Source organism: Pseudoalteromonas sp. P1-25 (assembly GCF_001401805.1).
Classification (GTDB): domain Bacteria; phylum Pseudomonadota; class Gammaproteobacteria; order Enterobacterales; family Alteromonadaceae; genus Pseudoalteromonas.
Genome location: NZ_LKDW01000016.1, coordinates 23,659 through 44,566, shown reverse-complemented (window position 1 = coordinate 44,566; position 20,908 = coordinate 23,659). Strand labels below are relative to the sequence as shown.

At 39.2% G+C, this 20,908-nt stretch carries 21 protein-coding genes and 1 other RNA gene; 9 read left to right on the top strand and 13 right to left on the bottom strand.

Features of this window, described 5'->3' with window-relative positions; all coding sequences use genetic code 11:
• Positions 1-298 precede the first annotated feature (298 nt).
• Positions 299-484 (bottom strand): hypothetical protein, encoded by a 186-nt coding sequence (locus AN393_RS11450; RefSeq protein ID WP_055018106.1) that lies wholly within the window; start codon positions 482-484, stop codon positions 299-301.
• 809 nt (positions 485-1,293) lie between these two features.
• Here AN393_RS11450 and AN393_RS11445 point away from each other — a divergent pair.
• A complete protein-coding gene (locus AN393_RS11445; protein WP_055018105.1) occupies positions 1,294-2,172 on the top strand; it encodes a hypothetical protein in 879 nt (292 codons plus the stop codon).
• A 24-nt stretch (positions 2,173-2,196) separates the two neighbouring features.
• Here AN393_RS11445 and AN393_RS11440 read toward each other — a convergent pair whose 3' ends face one another.
• From AN393_RS11440 to AN393_RS11430, 3 genes are all read right to left on the bottom strand, one after another.
• A complete protein-coding gene (locus AN393_RS11440) occupies positions 2,197-3,159 on the bottom strand; it encodes a replication initiation protein (protein ID WP_055018104.1) in 963 nt (320 codons plus the stop codon).
• A gap of 710 nt (positions 3,160-3,869) precedes the next feature.
• Positions 3,870-4,154: a hypothetical protein gene (locus tag AN393_RS11435; RefSeq protein ID WP_055018103.1), complete on the bottom strand. Its 285-nt coding sequence runs from the start codon at positions 4,152-4,154 to the stop codon at positions 3,870-3,872.
• 129 nt (positions 4,155-4,283) lie between these two features.
• Positions 4,284-4,676: a hypothetical protein gene (locus tag AN393_RS11430; RefSeq protein WP_055018102.1), complete on the bottom strand. Its 393-nt coding sequence runs from the start codon at positions 4,674-4,676 to the stop codon at positions 4,284-4,286.
• 648 nt (positions 4,677-5,324) lie between these two features.
• Here AN393_RS11430 and AN393_RS11425 point away from each other — a divergent pair.
• Both AN393_RS11425 and AN393_RS11420 read left to right on the top strand, forming a co-directional pair.
• Positions 5,325-5,510 (top strand): hypothetical protein, encoded by a 186-nt coding sequence (locus tag AN393_RS11425; protein WP_055018101.1) that lies wholly within the window; start codon positions 5,325-5,327, stop codon positions 5,508-5,510.
• Between the two features lie 109 nt (positions 5,511-5,619).
• On the top strand, positions 5,620-6,771 hold the full coding sequence (locus AN393_RS11420) for an Arm DNA-binding domain-containing protein (protein ID WP_055018100.1): 1,152 nt from the start codon (positions 5,620-5,622) through the stop codon (positions 6,769-6,771).
• A gap of 144 nt (positions 6,772-6,915) precedes the next feature.
• Here the strand turns inward: AN393_RS11420 and AN393_RS11415 are convergent, their stop codons facing one another.
• The 4 genes from AN393_RS11415 to ssrA form a co-directional block, all read right to left on the bottom strand.
• Positions 6,916-7,389, bottom strand: a complete 474-nt coding sequence (locus AN393_RS11415; protein WP_055018099.1) for a hypothetical protein — start codon at positions 7,387-7,389, stop codon at positions 6,916-6,918.
• 344 nt (positions 7,390-7,733) lie between these two features.
• Positions 7,734-8,825 (bottom strand): IS91 family transposase, encoded by a 1,092-nt coding sequence (locus AN393_RS11410; RefSeq protein WP_055018098.1) that lies wholly within the window; start codon positions 8,823-8,825, stop codon positions 7,734-7,736.
• Positions 8,822-9,655 carry a tyrosine-type recombinase/integrase gene (locus tag AN393_RS11405; protein WP_055018097.1) on the bottom strand — a complete coding sequence of 278 codons (834 nt, stop codon included), beginning with the start codon at positions 9,653-9,655 and terminating at the stop codon, positions 8,822-8,824. Before AN393_RS11405 ends, AN393_RS11410 begins: the two co-directional genes overlap by 4 nt.
• Positions 9,656-10,558: 903 nt before the next feature.
• Positions 10,559-10,915, bottom strand: a transfer-messenger RNA (tmRNA) gene (gene ssrA, locus AN393_RS20075).
• Between the two features lie 265 nt (positions 10,916-11,180).
• Here ssrA and AN393_RS11400 point away from each other — a divergent pair.
• On the top strand, positions 11,181-12,806 hold the full coding sequence (locus AN393_RS11400) for a DUF342 domain-containing protein (protein ID WP_055018096.1): 1,626 nt from the start codon (positions 11,181-11,183) through the stop codon (positions 12,804-12,806).
• Here AN393_RS11400 and rnt read toward each other — a convergent pair.
• Positions 12,790-13,482 carry a ribonuclease T gene (gene rnt / locus AN393_RS11395; RefSeq protein ID WP_055015815.1) on the bottom strand — a complete coding sequence of 231 codons (693 nt, stop codon included), beginning with the start codon at positions 13,480-13,482 and terminating at the stop codon, positions 12,790-12,792. The genes AN393_RS11400 and rnt overlap by 17 nt on opposite strands.
• A 201-nt stretch (positions 13,483-13,683) precedes the next feature.
• Between rnt and AN393_RS11390 the strand changes: the two genes are divergently transcribed.
• Complete coding sequence (locus AN393_RS11390; RefSeq protein ID WP_055015816.1) at positions 13,684-14,562, top strand: OmpA family protein; 879 nt, start codon at positions 13,684-13,686, stop codon at positions 14,560-14,562.
• Positions 14,563-14,695: 133 nt separating this feature from the next.
• Complete coding sequence (gene tyrP, locus AN393_RS11385) at positions 14,696-15,898, top strand: tyrosine transporter TyrP (protein WP_082422720.1); 1,203 nt, start codon at positions 14,696-14,698, stop codon at positions 15,896-15,898.
• A 48-nt stretch (positions 15,899-15,946) separates the two neighbouring features.
• Here the strand turns inward: tyrP and ggt are convergent, their stop codons facing one another.
• Together ggt and AN393_RS11375 are read right to left on the bottom strand one after the other, a co-directional pair.
• A complete protein-coding gene (ggt, locus tag AN393_RS11380) occupies positions 15,947-17,620 on the bottom strand; it encodes a gamma-glutamyltransferase (protein ID WP_055015817.1) in 1,674 nt (557 codons plus the stop codon).
• A 95-nt stretch (positions 17,621-17,715) separates the two neighbouring features.
• A complete protein-coding gene (locus AN393_RS11375; protein ID WP_055018095.1) occupies positions 17,716-18,252 on the bottom strand; it encodes a GNAT family N-acetyltransferase in 537 nt (178 codons plus the stop codon).
• Between the two features lie 57 nt (positions 18,253-18,309).
• Here AN393_RS11375 and AN393_RS11370 point away from each other — a divergent pair, with 57 nt between their 5' ends.
• Complete coding sequence (locus AN393_RS11370) at positions 18,310-18,678, top strand: hypothetical protein (protein WP_055015819.1); 369 nt, start codon at positions 18,310-18,312, stop codon at positions 18,676-18,678.
• A gap of 109 nt (positions 18,679-18,787) precedes the next feature.
• Here AN393_RS11370 and AN393_RS11365 read toward each other — a convergent pair whose 3' ends face one another.
• Positions 18,788-19,126, bottom strand: a complete 339-nt coding sequence (locus tag AN393_RS11365) for a P-II family nitrogen regulator (RefSeq protein WP_004588371.1) — start codon at positions 19,124-19,126, stop codon at positions 18,788-18,790.
• A gap of 178 nt (positions 19,127-19,304) precedes the next feature.
• Between AN393_RS11365 and AN393_RS11360 the strand changes: the two genes are divergently transcribed.
• Together AN393_RS11360 and AN393_RS11355 are read left to right on the top strand one after the other, a co-directional pair.
• Complete coding sequence (locus tag AN393_RS11360; RefSeq protein WP_055018094.1) at positions 19,305-19,856, top strand: GspH/FimT family pseudopilin; 552 nt, start codon at positions 19,305-19,307, stop codon at positions 19,854-19,856.
• Between the two features lie 79 nt (positions 19,857-19,935).
• Entirely contained in the window at positions 19,936-20,466 is a 531-nt protein-coding gene (locus AN393_RS11355) for a GspH/FimT family pseudopilin (protein ID WP_055015821.1), read from the top strand.
• Between the two features lie 14 nt (positions 20,467-20,480).
• Here the strand turns inward: AN393_RS11355 and AN393_RS11350 are convergent, their stop codons facing one another.
• A complete protein-coding gene (locus AN393_RS11350; protein ID WP_055015822.1) occupies positions 20,481-20,903 on the bottom strand; it encodes a type IV pilin protein in 423 nt (140 codons plus the stop codon).
• Positions 20,904-20,908: the final 5 nt, after the last annotated feature.

Sequence of the window (20,908 nt, the reverse complement as noted above, 5' to 3'; positions counted from 1 at the left end):
AAAGCGCCTTGATAAAATCAGGGCGCTTTGTGTTTAGGACAAATAAACAAGGGTTATACAAATTTAATAAGGAGATGCTTAAGCATGACCTTCATGCTTGGGGTATTACTTTTTCGATAATATTCGTAGTTATAGATACCTGTTATCAGTTTAGTGCAAAACAAACTCAAAGCTATAAACCAGGCAAAATTTTGAGTTAGTTGGTACTGTAAAAACAGTATAGCAGAGCCACTAAAAGCAATAGTCGAATAGATAGTTTCTATTCGATAACCACGGATAGCTTTTAAGATTTTGAGCATTAAAAGCCGTCATCAAATGCATCAAAATAATCGTCCTCTATTGACCCTTCTATTTCGTGCACTGTCATTACTCTGTCTAGCTGGCCTATCACATTGCCACCAACATCTACGATATTAGCGCTCGCATTAGTAATAGGCAGACCGCTGGCTGGGTTAATAGCAATATCATTAGCGTCGTTTTTCATGTTTAAACCTTATTAATTATTAATTTATACTTTCAAATTTAATGGTTTCGTGATAAAAATCAAACTTGTTTGACTGCGAAGCTCAGCAACAAAAAGTTTGAATAAGGTATTCACTTTTCTTCTATTTCACTTAATTTTTTTAAGCAAAAAACCTTTCCTCTTTATCTAAAAAGTTCATTAATAAGTTTAATTTGAAGGCGGTTTTGTCTGAAAGACTTTATTAAAAACGCATTTTTCGGCACGAAAAACTGCAAAATAGCGTCTCAGAATGAGACCAATAGCTCGCGTAATACATTGGAGGCGAAGCCGGAAATGTGTGGAGTCGCGCGAATGTACAGGCTGGTCTGTACTAACCGCGATAGTGTTTCGCATCAGCGAAATTCGATTAAAATTTTGCAAAAATTGATATCGAACCATCTATTTTCGTAGAAAATTACAGCAGATGAAAAATGCAAATTATGGGGCACCCATTGCATTGTCAGGCGCGGCAGTATGGCGGTTAGTACGGAGCGTAGCTCGTACATTCGCGCAGGGTCTACAACGCTAGCGCGATAGCGCGTTGAGCCAGCTCGTTGCGGAGCAACAACCAGAGCTGGCGGGCGTTTTAGGCCCTATGGTTGAGTAGCGAAGCGACGAGGCCATCAGCTGAAAGCTGCTTTTTGTTGCGATAATTATCGCGACAATGATTCCGTGCATGCTGTAAGAGCATCTCGGGATGAAAAACGACAATATAATTATAAAATGATGATAATTTTTGTGTTGCGGTGCTAGTTACTTTTACTAATTAACTCACCAAAAGGATTTTTGAATTGACTCAGCAACCATCAATAAATTTGGAAACGAACAACACTCTTCATACTCACTACCCTCGCTATTTTGATATTGATATGCGGTATTATCCAGGCGTAAACAATCATCAAAAAGGGGTTAACCGAACACGATTAACCGCTTTAATTGCTATTCGGTTTTCCATTGTTACACCAGGGATTATTCGCTGGCTCTACGGCATTAATCATCGGTTAGCATTAGAGCATCTGAACCGGCTAGAAAAGGACAGTTTGCTGCGTGTGGTAAAAACACACCGAAGCCCTGACGGTCGTGTCTACGTGCCTACCTATACTGCAGCCAAATTTGCCGAGGAATTAATGGGCATCGACGTATATTTTAGGAGTAATAAAAACCCTGCTCTGCAGTTCAATCAAAATAATGTTATGCATAACCTGATTAACGCATTTGTCATGCTGCGCGGTATACATAACTATCAAAGTGATGAAACATACGCGCCCATGTGGAATGGGCTTATTACTGAGCCTGAATTTAAACGTATTAATAACCTATCTGATACGCGAACGATAGATGGTGCTGTACGACTCCTCGATGGCTCTATTGCAGCAGTTGAAATTGAGCACTCATTTAAAAATAAAACGGCACGGCAGGCTATTTTACTAAAATATTTGGCCTCGTTAAAAAATAACGATTACAGTAAGATTTTTTTATTCTCTCAGTCGGTCAAAATTTTTGATGACATTAAACGTTTACATGAGCAGCTATTTACGGAGCTACCTGAACGTTACGACAAAAAGTCGCGCGCACCACTTCTCAGTGAAAGTGATGCTGAGCTGCTGCGTGCCTCAATAATATACCGAACTAAACTTTGTTCTGAAATTGAAAAAATGTTTTACTCGTAATGCAGTAGTATAAACATTAATGCGTTATGGTTGTTTTTTATTCAATTGTTTAGAGTAAAAAATCTTAGATTCATCGTCACCAAGGATTTTTGCATATTCCACGCAACGCCTTACATCTGCTTTTTTCAGCTTAAAAGTAGGATTTTGATTCTGTTTTAACAGCTCATAGGTTCCTAATAACGTGAGGTTTGCACGAGCCCACTCGCCCTCTTTAGCTGACCCTTTTTTAACTCTAGGGCGGCGAAATAGATTTGGCCTAGCTATATGTTCACTTTTACTAGGGCATTGAGTGCTGTACGCAAACTCAATGGCAGTAATACAGTTACCCACTTTTAGCGGCTTAAACGTTACGCATATATCTGTGTGGGCATTGATTTTTTCAATAGCAGGTAACAATACACGCGACTTAAAATCCCGCCATGCTCCATATGATTCAGATAAAAATAATTTATGTTTCATCTCTGGTAATTGAAAATTCACAACTACCGCGTCCCGTCGTTTGTAATTAGGGTAATTTCGCACCCTATTTAGAAGTGCGTAAAGCCGAAATGATGCTAGGCTATTTAATTTTACTGTATTATGAAAAAATAACTCTGTGAAATCACCCTCAATATTAAAAATATACGGCTCAACTTCTTTTGAAAACTCCAATGTGATAAACGAGCCCTGATTTTTCACCTTTTCGTATGTGGCATTGCTCACCCACGGGATTGATACCGCTTCACCTTTATCGTCTAAAATAGTGACAGATTTATCTCTGAGTGACTCTGCAGCTGCGCTCAGCTGCTCATAGACACTGCTTTTATTGAGGCCGAAACACTGGGCATATTCCGTTGGATAAATCAGAATTTTTCCTGGGTTAGACTTTTTGGAATTAGTTTTAGACAACGCGAGATTTATTAACCGCTGCTCATTAATCTCTAGCGAATAACCCGCATGTAATAGCTTATTGGCGAAAACAATTTTTGGAGAATTTTTACTGCTCATGTCACTACCTTATTTCTAGTTGATGCAGTTATGCTAACCGCGGCTCAACCAATAAAAGAAATTTCGGTAAGTTTTTTGGTTAATAAAATTTTTATTTATTCACGGTAAAGTGCCCCCCTAAACCGTATAAATTGCCTACTCATTTCGTATAAAGTGCCACAATAAACATATAAATCGCCCACAAACACAGTAAATATTTTATTTAATTTCAATAAGATAACATCCTCTAAAAGTATTAAAATAGAAAAAATAAAAATAAAGGCACATTTGCCACTTTCTATTTTTTATTAATTTATTTCTGACGGTTAAAAAATAAATTAATTATTTTTTATTTTTTTTACCTCACCACTATCATTTGTAATGAAACTACTGAGTGAACTGACTGCCTTACTGAAATACGCAAAAGGGAGGTAGATATAAATCTACCTCCCTTTTGCATTTGACCTCTACGCCGCCTTGCCAAACATTATTACAATGACTGCGCTTTTGAGCCACCGTAACGAAATCCTGTATTTGCGCAGGACCTCCTCCCAGGTTTGATACTCAGTAACTGAGTAAAATGCCCTATTAAACGCTATTGCAGTTAGGGCAGCGAATCAGCAAATAATGATTCACGGCATATTTGGGGAGACATGATTAGGCTGTTATTTTGATTTTGAAAATAACTATTATGACCTCAGTTTCAATCGCTAATTATTTCCAATTTAACACTAAGCAAAAACATCATCTTCAAAGTCGCACGGCAGCTCCACACGCTCTACAGGGTCGCTAATTAGAGCATGCATAAGCTCGTAGGTGAATTTTCGCATAGCATACTGGTTGAGCGCTTTATTCGCTGTAATTTCAGGGCCAATTACCTCCCAAAGCTCATCTAAATTCGCATTATCACTGCGTAATTCTAATAAGTTTATCTGGTGGTCATTCGCGGTGATTACCCGGCTAAATGAGTGTAATAAATTTAAAAAATCCAATGTTGATACGTATGTATTTTCCATACTTAACTTTCCTTGTGTGGTTTGTTATCAAAATCGATAACTCATTATTAGGTAATAATCAGGCATGGGTATTTAAATCGGTTTACGAAAAAAATATAAAAAAAAGCAGACTACAGTCTGCTTAGGGGGTTATGCATTGTCGATAATATCGACCCAATCACTCTCTGCTGCTGCAAAAAATGTAGTTGGCGTTTGCATAAATATTTGCTGGAACTCCTCAGAGAAGAGCTCACAAAACTGTGTTATTTGCTCTATGTAGACAAGTAAAAAAAGTGTCATATCTACTCCCTCTAAATATCTATTCTCAAAACTCGTATTTTTTTCTAACATACTATTTGAAATGCTAATCCCAAGTATTTTTCCAACGCTATCCCTATGTAAATAGATGTAATTATTGAAATTTAACTCCAAACTTTGTTCGTCAACTACATCTGCTAGCAATAAAATTGTAGAGCTGTCATCCCAAGGGGATTTACTTGCTCGAACGTATTGGCGAATAAATTGAGATTTAGTGTTTTTCATGATTTGTCCTCGTTAATTGTCCTGAAATTAACTAGGCCAAGCGGTGGGTAAAAATGAAGAGTTGCGTTTTTGTTGGCTAAATTTGCAAAAATAATAAAAATCATTAATGTTGATTAAGGACCTTTCACCTCGAGAATGAACAATATGACTGATTTTATTTGGATAATACCAGCGATAGTACTGACGCTAATTTTGATAAAACTTGTTCTGTCACACAATAAAGAAAGTTAGTAGGTTGCATATAACCCCCTATTCAATTGTAAGAAAGTAATATTCCTTTTTTAGTGGGTGGCTAAATTAACCATGCCACTGCATAGACACTCAACTCAATAATAAGCTTTTACCCTTACCCTCCCGCATCTTCTCAGAGTTATATTTTAAACTATACACACTCTAATTAAGGTCAAATTACACACAATAGATCTTAGAAACACCGAAAACTTTAATATCATCGATAAAAAATCAAAATATTTTCAAAATATACAACACTTTGATTTTAAAGGGATTGTCTTTTTATTTTTATTGTTTTTTTAATTTTTATTAAGTTTTTACTGCTTCAACTACTTAAAAAAAAATTTCAAATGTCGATATGTAGATAGAAAGGTTGAGAATTTTTTAAAAAATCAAATACATTTCTAGGAAATTTAAATGATAGACGTAGTACTAATCAGCAAATATTGCGAAGAGTCAGGTGAAAGTAAAAAAGCCGTAGAATCTCGAATCCAGAGAGGTGCGTGGATAGAAGGCAAACATTTTTATAAAGTTGAAGGCGTCAGGGAGCGTTGGGTTGATCTAAATAGTGTAACTGAATGGGTTAAGAATCAAGGGGGGTGATTTAGTTACTAAAGGATTTTGGGCTGAACTTCGCAGCAAAGAATCCTTAAAATACAGTATTTTATGGATAAAATATATAAGATTAAAATATTAAAGTGATAACTCTAAAATGCTATTAAAAACTCAAAAAATTAAGCCGCCCTCGGGCGTGGTAATTCGTTACAACTCAAAAGGTGAAGCAACATCATTCCAACTCACCTTCACCTACAAAGGTGTTTTATGTAGAGAAAAAGTACCATTCATACCTAATAAGCAAGGCCTAAAATCTGCAGGATTTTTTTTGGGCCAAATTAAAAATGAAATAGCGCATGACACTTTTGATTATGCCAAACATTTTCCAAAATCTAACAAAGTAAAGCTATTTACAACTATCCCAAACGACGCAAAAGTTCTTGATTACATGAACCTATATATTGAAAGGGGGATAGAGAGAGGGCTAGAAAAATCAACGATTGCTGGGTACAAGAAAGCTAAAAACGGATTAAAACCATTGTGGGACTGTAACATTTCCGAAGTAGAAAGCATTGATGTTGTAAAGCTAATCGAAAAATCAACTGTATCGAGAAAGACGCTATCAAACCGGATTTCATTTTTACGTTGTTGCCTAGCTCGAGCTGTGATCGATAAATTAATAAAATCAAACCCTGTTCAAAATATACGAATAGGGGAATATTTACCTAAAATAAATAACATAGACTCAAGGGGAGCACATAAAGATGTGTACCCATTCACACCACTAGAAAAAGCCAAGATCATAAACGGTTCATCTGGGACAACACGAGCAATTGTAAGCCTTGTATTCAACACAGGCATTCGCTCTAGTGAGTGGGTTGCATTAAAAAAAGCTGACGTATGTTTAAAAACAAAACAGGTGTCAATTTACGAAGCTATTGTTGACGGTATAGTTAAGGCAACTAAAACCAAAGCCGGTCGAAGAAAAATTCCTATTTCTGAAGATGTTTGTGATCTATTAGCTATAGAAATGAAAAAACATGACTCTGAATACCTATTTTTAAATTCTCAGCAAAGAATTTGGAACCAAGACTCGTTTAGAAAGCACCGGTGGAAAAACTTACTAGACTCTTGCGGTGTACAGTACCGTTACCCCTACCAGATGAGACATACGTTTGCATCTCAGTTGATTTCTGAGGGAATAAATCACTGGAAGGTATCGAAACTTATGGGGCACTCTTCACCTAATATACTCTATCAGCACTATGGTAGTTTTATCGATGAGTATGAAAGAGAGCTTAATGCTTAGTTAAATACATTTGAAGGGGGTGGTGTGTGGGCTTGATACGCATTCTACTCAGCTAACCCACCCCTACTATTAATTAGTGCTATTTAGCCCAAGTCAAACTTCTGGAAAGTGCCAATTGCGGACAGTCATAACCTTAGTCACTTGTTAAGCGTTTTTTGCACTTACTATCGGTTTGTTAATTACAAAAAAGTAAATCCACTTTAAACAATTATAAAAAAGGAATGATAAGGTTAAAATAATAGCAATAATCCCAACTACACCATACTTTGCTTTTAGGTGTTCATAGAAGGAATCTCCTTCAAAACCTACTCTGACGTTCGTATAATCGGTTTTGCTATAAACAACATTAAGCTGAGTCTGGTTTGGATATATTCGATCTAGATTTATCCATGCGATTTTATTATTAGCATAACGAATTTGATGACTGTACTTAGTTTTTGTTTTTCCCTTTCTTCCCCTAGTTGTATTAACTTTAGAGTCAATTATTGTGGCTGTACTTTCGATTCCATTTAATGATATTTCATATAAATCATTTATAGGGCTTCTAAATACCCAAAGAAATAATGCAACCCCAATACAGTAAAAAACAAATGCCAAAAGGGAATATAATCTATCCATGATAACTCCATACTAGAGAAACGCTTAACACTTTAGTATTTATGCGACACGCAGTTTGTGTTGCATAATCGCTTGTTGGACTGAGGCGCTACCTGCTCGGTGTGTCAGAGTTGGTGTTGTTTATGCTATGGGAATTTGCTTTTTAGAGGCTCTAGCTAAATCAGCTAATTTAATAAGCTTACCTATTATAATTTAAGCTTTCCCTGCATTGCTCAGCGTTTATTATCTATTCATTAAACCGAATGTTTAACCGTTAAGCAAGGATATTTTTCGCTCGCACAGTCGCTATTAGCCTGAGCAATTAAGCAGGTTAACTTATTGATTTGATGCAGCAAGCAAGGCTGCTAACTCGTTCGCGCTATTTTATTTATCGCCTCATCTAAATTCATCACACCAATAAATCGTAAGGTACCCGTCTTGCATGACTGGCAAGACCAATGGGGTATTAATCGTTCTTGCTCTACCTTCGGCTTGACCGCTTTGCATGGGGTTGCTGATACTTGAGCCTTTATTAACCCTAACTTTCGCTTGCGACACGCATTAGCTAAAAAGCCATAGTGGCGAATGCGCATAAACCCTTTGGGTAATACATGTTGTAAGTAGCGCCGTAAAAATTCATCACAACTCAGAGTCATGACTTTATCGCGGTTGTTATCTGCATAATCGCGGTATTTAAAGCTCACTGTTTCTTCAGTCGCTGACACTAATCGCGATTCTGACATCACGCCTTTTCGGGTATAACGAGCAAGGTAACTAACTAGCTTTTCACTGTACGTTAAACAGGCTTTGCTATACACGCACCATTTGGTTGGTGTGCTTACCTTCGCGAATGAACTATCGCATTCATTGAGCGCCGCGAGCATTTTCCCTCTAAACACTGTTGATAATGCTTTAACGGGGTATAAATAGCCTTTTTCTATTTCATGCCAGTGCGCTTTATCAAGCGCGCCTGCGGGTATCAAGCAATGCAGGTGAATATGCTGACTTAAGTTCTGCCCCCACGTATGCAGTACGCTTGTCATGCCTAACTGGCCATGCCTCTTTCGTTTCGCAAATTTACACAGCGTTTGCCATGCGGCTTTAAATAAACAGTGATACAACGCGTTTGGGTTGTAGTGCGCAATGATATTCAACTCATGGGGGAGCGTAAAAACAAGGTGGAAATAGCGACACGATAATAAATCCTCTTGTTGTCTTTGCACCCATTTAGCCGTAGCCATGCCTTGGCAACGTGGGCAATGCCGATCTCGACAGCTACATCCAATTTGTTGTACTTCACCACAGTTATCACATTGCCACGCTTGATAACCGAGCTGACCTGTTCTGCATGATTGAAGATGCTGACAGACACGCAGTTGTTGATAGCTCATCGTATGATGCTGGCGATAATTCTCAAGATTCGAGTTTAAAATATCAGCGAGGTGTAAAGCGCTCATTGTTTACCCCAGCTCGCAAGTAAATCAATGCCACCATGACCTAATTCAGGTAACCAGTGTAAGTAACTTTGCGTGGTTTTAATATCACTATGGCCGAGCTGATGTTGCAGTTGATGAAGTGGCATACCTGATTCAAGTTGATGTGTTGTATAAGCATGGCGTAAAGCATGAGGATTACAGTGCGCTAAACCACATGCCAGTGAATGTTTTTTCAATGCCTTTCTGAAGCTTGAGGGGGACATGGGTTTATCCATTAACCATCGTGAATAAAACATCCAGCCCGTTGGGTGATACATTTTCCAATAGCAACGTAATTGATTTAGCACGCTATCTGATACAACAACATAGCGTGACTTATCTCCTTTACCCTGTTCAATTAAAATGGTTTTACGCTGCCCATCGATGTCTTGCACTTTGATGCGCAGCAGTTCGCCAATACGCAAACCACATCCATAACACACTACTATTAATGTTTTTAAGCGCATATCCGTGCAACTCTCTATAAGTCGTCGAATATCATCACGTGATAAATAGGTGGGTGCGCGCGACTTCGCTTTTGGCAATGCGATATCTAAGTTCAATGGCCGGTGTAAAATATTCTTAAACAAAAACCAAATGCTGTTTATTTGTATTTTTTGACTCGCTCTGGAGAGCTTGCGAATAGCGGGATCTTTAAAAAAGATATTCAGCTCATCATCAGTAATTAAATCGAGTGGTTTATTAAAATAATGGCTGAGTTTAAGTAAATGCTCGCAGTAACTTTTACATGTACTTTGCGAATAACCACGGTAGGCTATTTCAGTTTTGACTTGTTCAATGAGTGTATTCATGACTTACCTCCAAATATGGGATAACCCCAAGGTAAGTGTGGCTCAAATGGTCAGAATAGGATCTCCGCGTAGCGGCTTAGTTCAACAATTTAATAGTGCGCTCATCGCGCATATTTCTGCCGACTTAACGCTCATTTATCTATTTGTATAGTTTTAACAAATTAACTAAGGCATTACTATCAGTAAGTTTTCTAAATTTTTTAGGTAAAGTTAAATGAACTAACATACGCGCAGCGCTCATTTTCGTGAATATATGCGCAAAGAGCAGTCTAACGAATCAATTAACGATGATATTTAGCCAACCTCAATGTCCGGTTATCGCTCCAAGCAGAAGTTCGCTTTAGTGGCATCAAGAGCTACTAAGCTGCAGCTAAAATCTCACTCAAAGCATGGTAAAGGTTTTTTAAACTGCTCTCTTCTTAACAATTGTGAGCTGAGATGGCTTTCCTGTACAAATCTTAATAATGTTTAATTATAAGAAGCTTTATAAGCGATAAATTTTGGGTTTTGAAATTAACTACTTTATTAATTAGAGTTTTAAATTCTTAGCCTAATTACTTTAAGTATTTTCAAAAACTCACCCTTATCAAAATTAATGACGAGGTGGCAATCAATAAACCTCCATCTATTAGCTCGTACGAAATTCTATCTAAAGTGGTGCTACCTACTCCTAATAAAAGGCTGTTATATAAAATTATTTAATGGTTTATCACACAAAAACTGTGTGTATATTTTGTGTATTTTTGTGAAAAAGCACTGAAAACATAAAATATACAATTAAGCCAAACAGCCCGTATTTACTGGTGTGTAGAGCTTGTGTATTTTGTAGAGTGTTATAGAGGGTTGTAGATGTGAAAAAACCGCTGAAAGCTACGTATTTACTAGCTTTCAGCGGTTTTAAAGTGGTGGAGCTGGGGGGATTTGAACCCCCGTCCGAAAAGCCTCGACCGTCGGTACTACATGTTTAGTATTGTCATTTAATTAACCTTTAAATCCCGGACAAACACGGTAGATAAAGGCGAGGCCGCTTAGTTTTAACGCTTCAACCCCGGCCAGGGTTTCCGTCGCGATCAGGTGTTAGGGTGACACTCCAAAAACCAGTCCACAAGAATACATGGAAGGAGCGCTAGCCAGCCTAAGCTGCTAGAGAGTAGTTATCGTCGTTTGCGATTACTTTAAATTGCGGCTTTTTTACGAGGCAAACCGCACCTCGACATGCACCTCAGGCTTCTTGAATTCCGTCGAATCCTAATCAGCCCCTGAAATATGAATTTCTTTCAGTGAGGGCAGTATAACTGAGTAAACGTCTGATACTCAAGGGGTGTGACACTTTTATTTTAGCCTACAGAATCAAGTGAACAGTTAATAAGCACAAGTTTGCAAAAAAGCAAACAAATACTGAACATTTACTTAACATACCGTTCAAGTTGTGCTCAAATAAGGAGTTAATTTTTACGCAGAGGCTTAAGTTTTTGTAGTGAAAGTAATAATCATAATAACAGGCATAATCGTAGGGAATTTATAAATGTCGGTTTTTTTATTTAATGAACAAACGGGTGAGCTGGCGTTATCTGCGCACCCTATTGATAATGGATTTCCGGTAACAAGCGCTCAGCTTATTGAGCTACTTGAGCAGTCGGATTATTGCGAGTTTGAAGTGCTCTCTGGCAATATTGGTAAGTTATTTTCACCAAGTAAAAATTATCAGCAAGAGTCATTAGTAATTGCCAAAGCAACGGACGCGAGCCTTGTTATTAATGTTGATGAAAAAAACATGGTTGCTGAGGCAACACTTACCACGGCCAGAGGCGGTGCTTTACTTTCTATGGAAGCCGCTCAAGCCGCGCTGGCTGAAGCTGGTGTGAAAAAAGGGATTAGCCCTCGTGCACTTGATACGTTTTTAGGACAGCAATTTTCTCACCCTGCAGGTACAGCATATAGCGCTATTGTGGCCCATGGCCGAAACCCCAAAGAAGGCAGTGATGCGAGGTTTGTTCGCCTTTGCTCTACTGCGCAAGACCGCGTACTTAGCCCTCAAGCAAAAGAAGGTGGCAAGGTGGATATGAAAGACCTTGGCGCCATTATTACCGTAAAACCCGGCACTCCTTTAATGCAGCGTGTAGCTGCTACACCCGGGGAGGATGGCTATACGGTTTTTGGCGACCTAATTAGGGCCACGCCAGGTAAAGAGCATGAATTACAGCCCTTTGAAGGCACAAAAATAGACCCTAACAACCCAAACATGCTCATTGCCGATTGTAAGGGCGTGCCTGTTGCACTACCCAGAGGCATGCGGGTGGACGACGTTTTATGCTTTCATAATGTAGATGTAAGCACAGGCCATGTTGATTTTGATGGCAGCGTAATTATCTCTGGTGATGTAAAAGACGGTATGCGGGTCAAAGCCAATGGCGATATTACTGTATTAGGGTTTGTTGAATCAGGCACGATTGAAAGCCAAAGCGCGGTCACTATTATGCTCGGCGCTATTGGGCGCAAGCGTGAAAATGAAGAAGCATTTACTTGTGAAATTTCAGCTAAGCGTACCATTTCTATTGGCTATGCCCAGTACTGTAATATTAAAAGTGCACAGGATTTGTTTATAGAGCGCCAGGCCTTGCATTGTAATTTAAGTGCAAGGCGCTTAATACGGGTAGGTAAAGCAGGTAACCCGCGCGGAAAAATAATTGGGGGTAATATTCTTGATGCTATGCGTATTGAAACAGGGGAACTAGGTGCACCTGCAGGCACTAAAACACGCGTGTTTTTAGCTCAAAACTGGCATGAACTGCGCTCAAAGCAGTCTCAGATAATTGATTTTGAAAAGGTGTTAGCAAGTAAAACATCGGCGCTTAATCAAGCTAAAGAAAAAGCGATAAAAATTCCTGTTGCAGCTCAACGACAACAGCTGTTAGATAAAATTGCCGCTAATGAGCAGCATATAAAAACGCGTGCTATGCACGTACAACGTCAAAAAAGATTGGTGAAGCAAAAAATTTCTCAGCTATTAGCCACTAGCCGCTTAAAAATTAATGAAATAATGCACCCAGGTGTGGAGCTTAAAATAGCAAAAGACACAAAACAGTTTTCGCGTATTTACCCACCCCACTTGGTAAAACTGTCTGAGGGGAAAATCACTCAGTCGTTTTAGTATCCTCTTGAGTGTTTTCAGTTTCTTGAGCGTCACTTTCAGGTAGTGGCGCTAACGGCCAGCCCCCTAATTCTTGCCAACGATTTACTATTAAACAATACAGCTCTGCTGTGCGCTCTGTATCGTAAAGTGCAGAGTGTGCTTGGCTGTTATCAAACTCAATGCCCGCGGCTCTACATGCTTTAGCCAGTACCGTTTGGCCTAACGCTAATCCTGCAAGCGAGGTTGTGTCAAAGCTTACAAATGGATGAAATGGCGTACGCTTAATATTGTTACGCTCAATGGCTGCATTTAAAAAACCATGATCAAAGGCAGCATTATGTGCCACTACAACTGAGCGTTGACACCCGGCGGCTTTTTGCGCTTTACGTACTGCTTTACAAATTTCTTTTATTGCTTCTTCTTCAGGTACAGCGCCACGCAGTGGACTAAACGGGTCTATGCCGTTAAATTCAATGGCAGCTTGTTCTATATTAGCACCTTCAAAAGGCTCTACATGAAAATGAACGGTATGATCTATGCTGAGTAACCCTTGGTCATCCATTTTTAAAATGGATACGGCAATTTCAAGTAAGGCGTCGGTTTCTTTATTAAAGCCGGCGGTTTCAACGTCGATTACAACAGGAAAAAAGCCGCGAAAGCGTTGTGCGAAAAGTGTTTGCTCAGTATTTGCCATAGTCTTCTTGGTTTGTGAGGATAAGCTCACTATTATGTCAAAATTGAGGGCGACTCGGCTAGGGCTTTATAATTTTTTTAATGAATATATTGTAGGCATGCTATTTGCTTTCTAATAACTGCTACCCGTATTGGCTATTAATTGAGCCTAGCTTTTGTAGCACGCCAAAATATTGGCTTAGTAGATTAACTGGAGCGTTTTATGAAGTGTAAGTTGTTTTTTATTAGCGTAAGCCTTGGCACCGTCCTGATGAGCTATTCATCGCAAGCGGCTATGCGTCAATACAGCGCAAATCAAGATAACTCTAACTGGGAAGTTATAAAAACAACACGCTTACAGTGCCAGCTAAACCACGAAGTGCCCTACTATGGCGAGGCTATTTTTAAGGCATCGGCAAGTAAAAATAAAAATTTAACTTTTAATTTAGATATGGTTGTGCGTCCGGAAAATTATGATATAGCAGGTTTAAAGGCGGTGCCACCAGCATGGCGAGCAGGCTTGCCCACGCGTGATATAACTTCTATGAAGTTACTTAAAAAGTTTGATGGTGAGCTTGGTAATAAAACCGCATGGGAAATGCTGAGCGAACTTGAAAAAGGGTTTCATCCTACCTTTTACTACCAAGACTGGCAAAATAGTGCCGACAAAATTGCCGTTGGTATTTCAAGCGTTAATTTTAAACAAGCCTATTGGGCATTTTTGCAGTGCCGAGATGAGCTTTTACCGTACAGTTTTGAGGATATTTCATTTACCGTAATGAACTACCAATCAAATAGCAGCAAGCTCACTAAAGAGTCACAAAAGCGCTTAGATAAAATTGCTGAGTATTTAAAAAATGACACGAGTATTGAATCTATCAGTATTGATTCGTATACCGATAGTTACGGTGGCCGCTGGAATAACTTAGACTTATCGCGTAAGCGTGCCAATGCGATAAAAGACTATATGGTCAGCTTAGGTGTTGATGAAAACAAAGTACAAACCACAGGCCTTGGTGAAAAACGCTTTGTTGATACCAATGAAAATATTTTAGGCCGAAATAAAAACCGCCGCTTAATTATTCAAATAGCGAAAATGTAACTACTTTAAGCGCGTAAATACAGCTGTAAATTCATGGTTACATTATTATTTACGCGCATTTATTACAAAACTATTTATGTTTTAAGTAACTAGTTATATCTTGAGTGCCTCTCACACATTTTAGGATAGTTAAGTGCTTAAAAATAAAACAATAGGCAGCATGTTAATTGTTGCAGGCACCACCATAGGCGCTGGTATGCTAGCGTTACCCATTGCCTCTGCTGGGCTTGGCTTTAATACTGCACTTGCACTGATAATAGCCAGTTGGTTACTAATGACCTACACCGCTTTATTAATGCTAGAGCTCCACCAACACGCTCCCAGAGATGCAACCTTGAACACTTTAGCAAAACGCTGGTTAGGAAAGCGTGGGCAATATATTGCTAATTTCTCGATGGTATTTTTATTTTACGCCCTGTGTGCAGCTTATATTGCCGGTGGTGGCGCACAGTTACAGTCGCGGATTAGTAGTGATTTAAGCATAAACATCGCACCACAAATAGCCTCTGTGGTTTTGGCCGCTGTAATTGGTAGCGTGGTTACTTTAGGTACCAGTAAAGTAGATAAACTCAACCGCGTATTATTTACCATTAAAATTATAGTATTAGGCAGTTTGTTTTATATGCTTACGCCCCATGTACAAGGTAAGCATTTACTTGAAATGCCCGTAGAGCAAGGGCTTATTTTATCTGCCTTGCCGGTTATTTTTACCTCGTTTGGTTTTCATGGCTCTATTCCGTCAATTGTTAAGTATGTAGGGCTAGAAACAAAAGTATTGCGTAAAGTAATGATTGCAGGGGCTGCTTTACCTTTAGTGATTTATATTTTTTGGCAACTGCTTAGCCAAGGTATTATGCAGCAAAGTGATTTACTCAATAGTAATGGCTTAACTGGCTTTGTAGAGAGTGTCGCGAATATTGCGCATAATCCGCAAGTAACAAGCGCCGTTACACTGTTTGCCGACTTAGCATTAGCCACCTCTTTTTTAGGTGTTAGCTTAGGCTTATTTGATTTTTTTGCTGATGCATTTAATAAAGGCGATACCAAATCAGAGAGAATAAAAACCGCACTAATTACCTTTATTCCTCCTTTAGGGTTTGCGTTGTTTTACCCTCAGGGATTTATAATGGCGCTGGGTTATGCAGCCATCGCCCTTGTGGTACTAGCTATATTTTTACCCGTGTCGATGGTTTATAAGCAGCGTAAGGTGGGCCCGCAATCAGGGTATAAAGTACGAAGTGGTAATGTTGGTTTAGCCGTTGCTGGGCTGTGCGGTATTGCAATTATTGTCGCCCAATTTATGCAAATGTTGGGATTAGTACCCGCTATTGGTTGATAAATTAAAGGCTAACCCCTTTAGCTTAAAGGGGTTAGCTCCAAGCCTTTAAAAAACGCGAGACTCACCGCGACCTGTAGCCTGAGACGCAGCTTGTAGCTCACCGTCTTTGTTTACAATAACCTGCAAGTCACCAAAGCCTCGCTCATCCAGTGTGTAGCCCATTTTTATAAGCTCAGTTTTTGTGTTTTCACTAAGCCCTGCATGCACTCTGATCACGTTTTTAGGCCACAACTGATGATGAAACCGCGTGCTGTTAACAATCTCCTCGGCGCTCATGTTAAATTCAACCGCATTTAAAATCGATTGATACACCGAGCTAATGATTGTTGTACCCCCAGGCGACCCCGTAACCATTTTAACGCGATTGTTTTTAAGCAGTATGGTTGGCGACATTGAGCTAAGCATACGCTTTTTTGGCTGAATTTCGTTTGCTTTACCACCGAGCGCGCCAAAGGCGTTCATTACCCCAGGTTTAGCGCTAAAGTCATCCATTTCGTCATTTAATATAAAGCCCGCACCTTCAACCACAACGCCACTACCAAAGCTTAAATTAATTGTTGTGGTATTGGCCACCGCATTACCCATTTTATCAATAATAGAAAAATGTGTGGTTTGCTCACTTTCTTTAAGCCCAGGTTTTATATTTTCGGTGGTGGAAATAGCGGTTAAAGAAATATCTTTACTGCGCCCTTTTAAATAATCAATATCAGTAAGCTCAGTCACTGGTACGTCAAAAAAGTCAGGATCGCCCAAGTACTCTGCTCTATCGGCAAACACACGTTTGCCTATTTCAGCAAGTAAATGTACGTATTGAGTAGAGTTATGTACTAGCCCCATTTCGCTTTTTTTAAGCTCAAACATTTTTAGCCACTGTAAAATAGCTATTCCACCAGAACTTGGTGGTGGAGCAGTTAATACTTCATAGCCATTCCAATTAGCCTTAATAGGCGTGCGCGACACAGCAGAGTATTGAGCCAAATCTGCTTCATTAATAATACCGCCATGCTGGTGCATAAAGTTGGCAATAATGCGGGCTGTTTCACCTTTATAAAATCCGTCTTGGCCGTTATCTCTTATTCGTTTTAAAGTAGCCGCTAGCTCGGGTTGTTTAAACACCTGATTTGCTTTTATATCTGCAAAATAGTGCTTAAAATTTACATTTATTTTTTGCTTGTCTAAATGAGCAATGTATTGCTTAACGCCTTTGGCCAATTTGGGCGGCACCTTAAAGCCTTGCTCTGCTAAGGTAACCGCCGGCTGTACTAATGTTTGCCATTTTAAGGTGCCGTGTTTTTTGTGAGCCAACCACATACCAGCTACACTCCCCGGTACGCCACTGGCGTGAATACCATAAATTGACTTGTTTTTAATTACATTGCCCTTGGCATCTAAATACATATCTCTGTGCGCTGCTTGGGGGGCGGTTTCACGATAGTCTATAAAATCACTTTTTCCTTCTTTTTGTATAAGCATAAAACCTCCCCCGCCAATATTACCTGCCTCGGGAAGTGTTACCGCCAATACAAATTGCGCAGCTATAGCTGCATCAACAGCATTTCCACCTTGTTCTAAAATAGCTTGCGCGACATCTGCACTGAAAGCGTCAGGCATTGCTACCGCGCTTTTAGCAACTTGCTCTGCCTGCACGCTAAATATGCAAAATTGTGCAATCAATACACTCTTAACAATGAGCCTGCTTGGTCGAAAAAATAACCCCATAAAACATCCTTACTTTATTATTTTAATCTCGCTTGGCTCATTTATGCATACCATAGAATGCTAGGTCAATGTTTATACACGTTAATTTTTGTATGCTATAACGGCTTAGCGTATAAAACGGCATTTAAGTCGCCTTGCTCATCGGTATGCACATAATTTTTGACCCACCTAAGCCCAAGCTTTTGCATGACGCTAATTGAAGCTTTATTATCGGCCAGTGCCATTGCCGATAATGTTTTTATCTCTGGCTGCATTTTTAAAGTGTTACATAATGCGCTCGCAGCCTCAGTTGCAAAGCCTTGCCCCCAACTAGATTGTTTAAAGCGCCATCCTATTTCAATATTTGAAAAATCGGGCGTTTGAGTAAAAAAGTGCATAGGCCTAATAAGTACCCACCCTATAAAAGAGCCGTCTTTTTTTAGGGTGATTTTCCATAGCCCCCAACCTTTGTTTGCATTTTTGTAGGCAAGCATTCTGGGGATTCCTATTTCTTTAATTTGCTTTAATGAAGAAGGGGTGCCCCGATTTATATATTTCATTACCGCGGGGTCTTGATCTAGTTCATACAACAAAGGCCAGTCGTGTTCATTCATTAATTCAAAATTTAAGCGTGTTGTTACAGGTGTGTTCATTTTCGTTGTTCTATTATTAGGGTGAATTAATTACTTGTCTCTAAGGAGAGATAGCACATGAACAAATTAGCAGGTTTAGCTTTATTAGGCACTTTAATTACACTTACGGGCTGTGAAGATGCCCAACAAGCACAAGAAGATGCAAAAGATAAAAGCGCACAAATGCAAGAGCAGCTTGGTGATACATGGAACGATGTAAAAGATAAAGCCAACGAGCTTAAAAACGATGAGTCGTTAAATGAGCTACTTGAGCAAAGTAAAGCGATGGGCTTAGACATGTACGACGATGGCAAAGAAATTGCCGTTGATGCATGGATAAAAAGTAAAGAAGCCGCAGGCGAGCTAACTGAAAAAACAAAGCAAAAAGCGCAAGAAATTGCACAAGAGATTGAAGAAGCTCGTGAAGCGCATTCTCAAGAGCAATAAGCTTTAGTAGTTTTACTACTTAAAGATTAGTACCTTACAAAAAAGGCTGCAAATATAACTATTTGCAGCCTTTTTAGCTTTATATACAAAAATGTTTTGCGCTATAAAATTAAATTGCTTCTTCGTCTTCTTCTGCTGTACGGATACGCACTACACGCTCAACATCAGTGACAAATATTTTACCATCACCAATTTTGCCGGTTTGCGCTGTTTTTACTATTACTTCTATTGCGCGCTCAACGTCTTCATCGGTTAGTACAATATCAAGTTTAACTTTAGGTAAAAAGTCCACCATGTACTCAGCGCCACGGTAAAGTTCTGTGTGCCCTTTTTGACGGCCAAAGCCTTTTACTTCACTTACAGTCATACCCGTAATACCTACATCTGATAAGGCTTCGCGTACATCGTCTAACTTAAAGGGCTTGATGATTGCTTCTATTTTTTTCATGCTCACTACTTATTAAAGCTTTAGTTGCCTCGATTTTAGACAATCATGGGGTTCATAGCAAACAAAGCAATTGAATTCGATGATAAAACAACCAAGCATGGTATAATTACTTACAAGTCCAATTTATAAATATTCTCAACTCGCTATAACAATAACAAATGTAGTAGGTGTAAAAAATATGAAAAAATTCCAAACCGGTTTAACTTTATTAGAGCTTATGGTGGCAGTGGCCATAGTGGGTATTATTGCCTCTATAGCGCTTTGGGACAGCAGCGATATGCTTGAAGAAAACCGCGCTGAAAACTTCTTACTTGAACTAAAACGTAATATTAGTTTTGCCCGTTCGCAAGCCGCCAGTACAGATGAAATTGTTGTTGTATGCCCTACCGGTCAAGGTAAAATTAAAAACAGCAAAGACACTTTCAATTGCAACAAAAAGTGGGACGAGAATAAGATTATTGTTGTGTTTATCGATTTAGATAACGACGGGCACTATAATGGTGCTACCGATACATTGCTGAGAGTAATGGAAGAAATTTCAGATAACGACAAACTAACCTTTACAGGCAATGAGCGTCGCTTACGATTTAATACCAGTGGACGAATTACCACTAACCCAGGTGACTTTGTTTTTTGCCCCAATGGTGGTACTGAAAATAATAAAGCCCTTACTTTATCGCAATCTGGCACCGCTTTTTATGCCGGTGACAGCGCACTCAACTGCGGTTAAAAAATACACAATTTAAGTTGTCATATTTTTATCATTTACTACACTGAGCTAATACATTTTTTGACTCAGGGCTTCAGGGATGAGGTTATCTACCCAAACTCAGGCTGGCTATACGCTTTTAGAATTGATGGCATCTATTGCTATTGTGAGTATTGTTAGCCAAATTTCTCTATCGGTTTTTCCTGACTTTTTAGCGAAAAACCGCGCCGATAACCATGTTAGTTTGCTGCACCGAAACATTAATTATGGCCGCCTTTACGCCATTGAAAATGGCACTTATGTTACTTTGTGTGCTTTAAAAAATAATCAATGCACTAAAGATGAGTGGGATGGACAAATGTCGTTATTTATTGATAACGACAAGTCTACATCATTAGACACCGACGACTTGTTAATAAGCACTTTTGAAAAAATCCATAATGCCGATTCTATGCAGTACCCCCGAAGTGCAATTACCTTTCGGCCCGATGGCTCTTTAAATGGTTTTCAAAATGGAACATTTATATACTGCCCAAATAAAGAAAAAGCCAACCTTGAGGGGCTGGCTTTATCTGTTAGTCAAACAGGGCGTATACGAATTAAATCAACCGACAAATGTCAGCGCGACTAGTTAACCAGATTAAGTTAACGTCCCCAACAGTACTCAACGTCTGAGTTACCTTTAGTGCCTTTTGCGCCTTTATAGCCCGTATCAGTGATTGTAATTTGTGTGCAATCACCGTCGCCTTTTACTGCACCTGCAATAGGTTTAGCTGTAATTACAAAGGTATTGTCGTCCTCTTCCACATCAATCGACAGCTCAAAATGGCCGTTTTCTGTGGTGTCTTGTATACCTAAGTCTGAAAATGACTCTGTGTACTCACGATTGTCTACAAAGTATTGCTCTTGTTTGTTTGCGGCATCTAAAAGCGCTGCTGCAGCCTCTGCGCGAGATGAGCGTTTTACATACTCAGTATAATTAGGCAGTGCTATTGAGGCTAAAATACCTACAATAGCCACGGCTATCATTAACTCTATCAACGTGAATCCGCGTACGTGTTTATTCATTAATA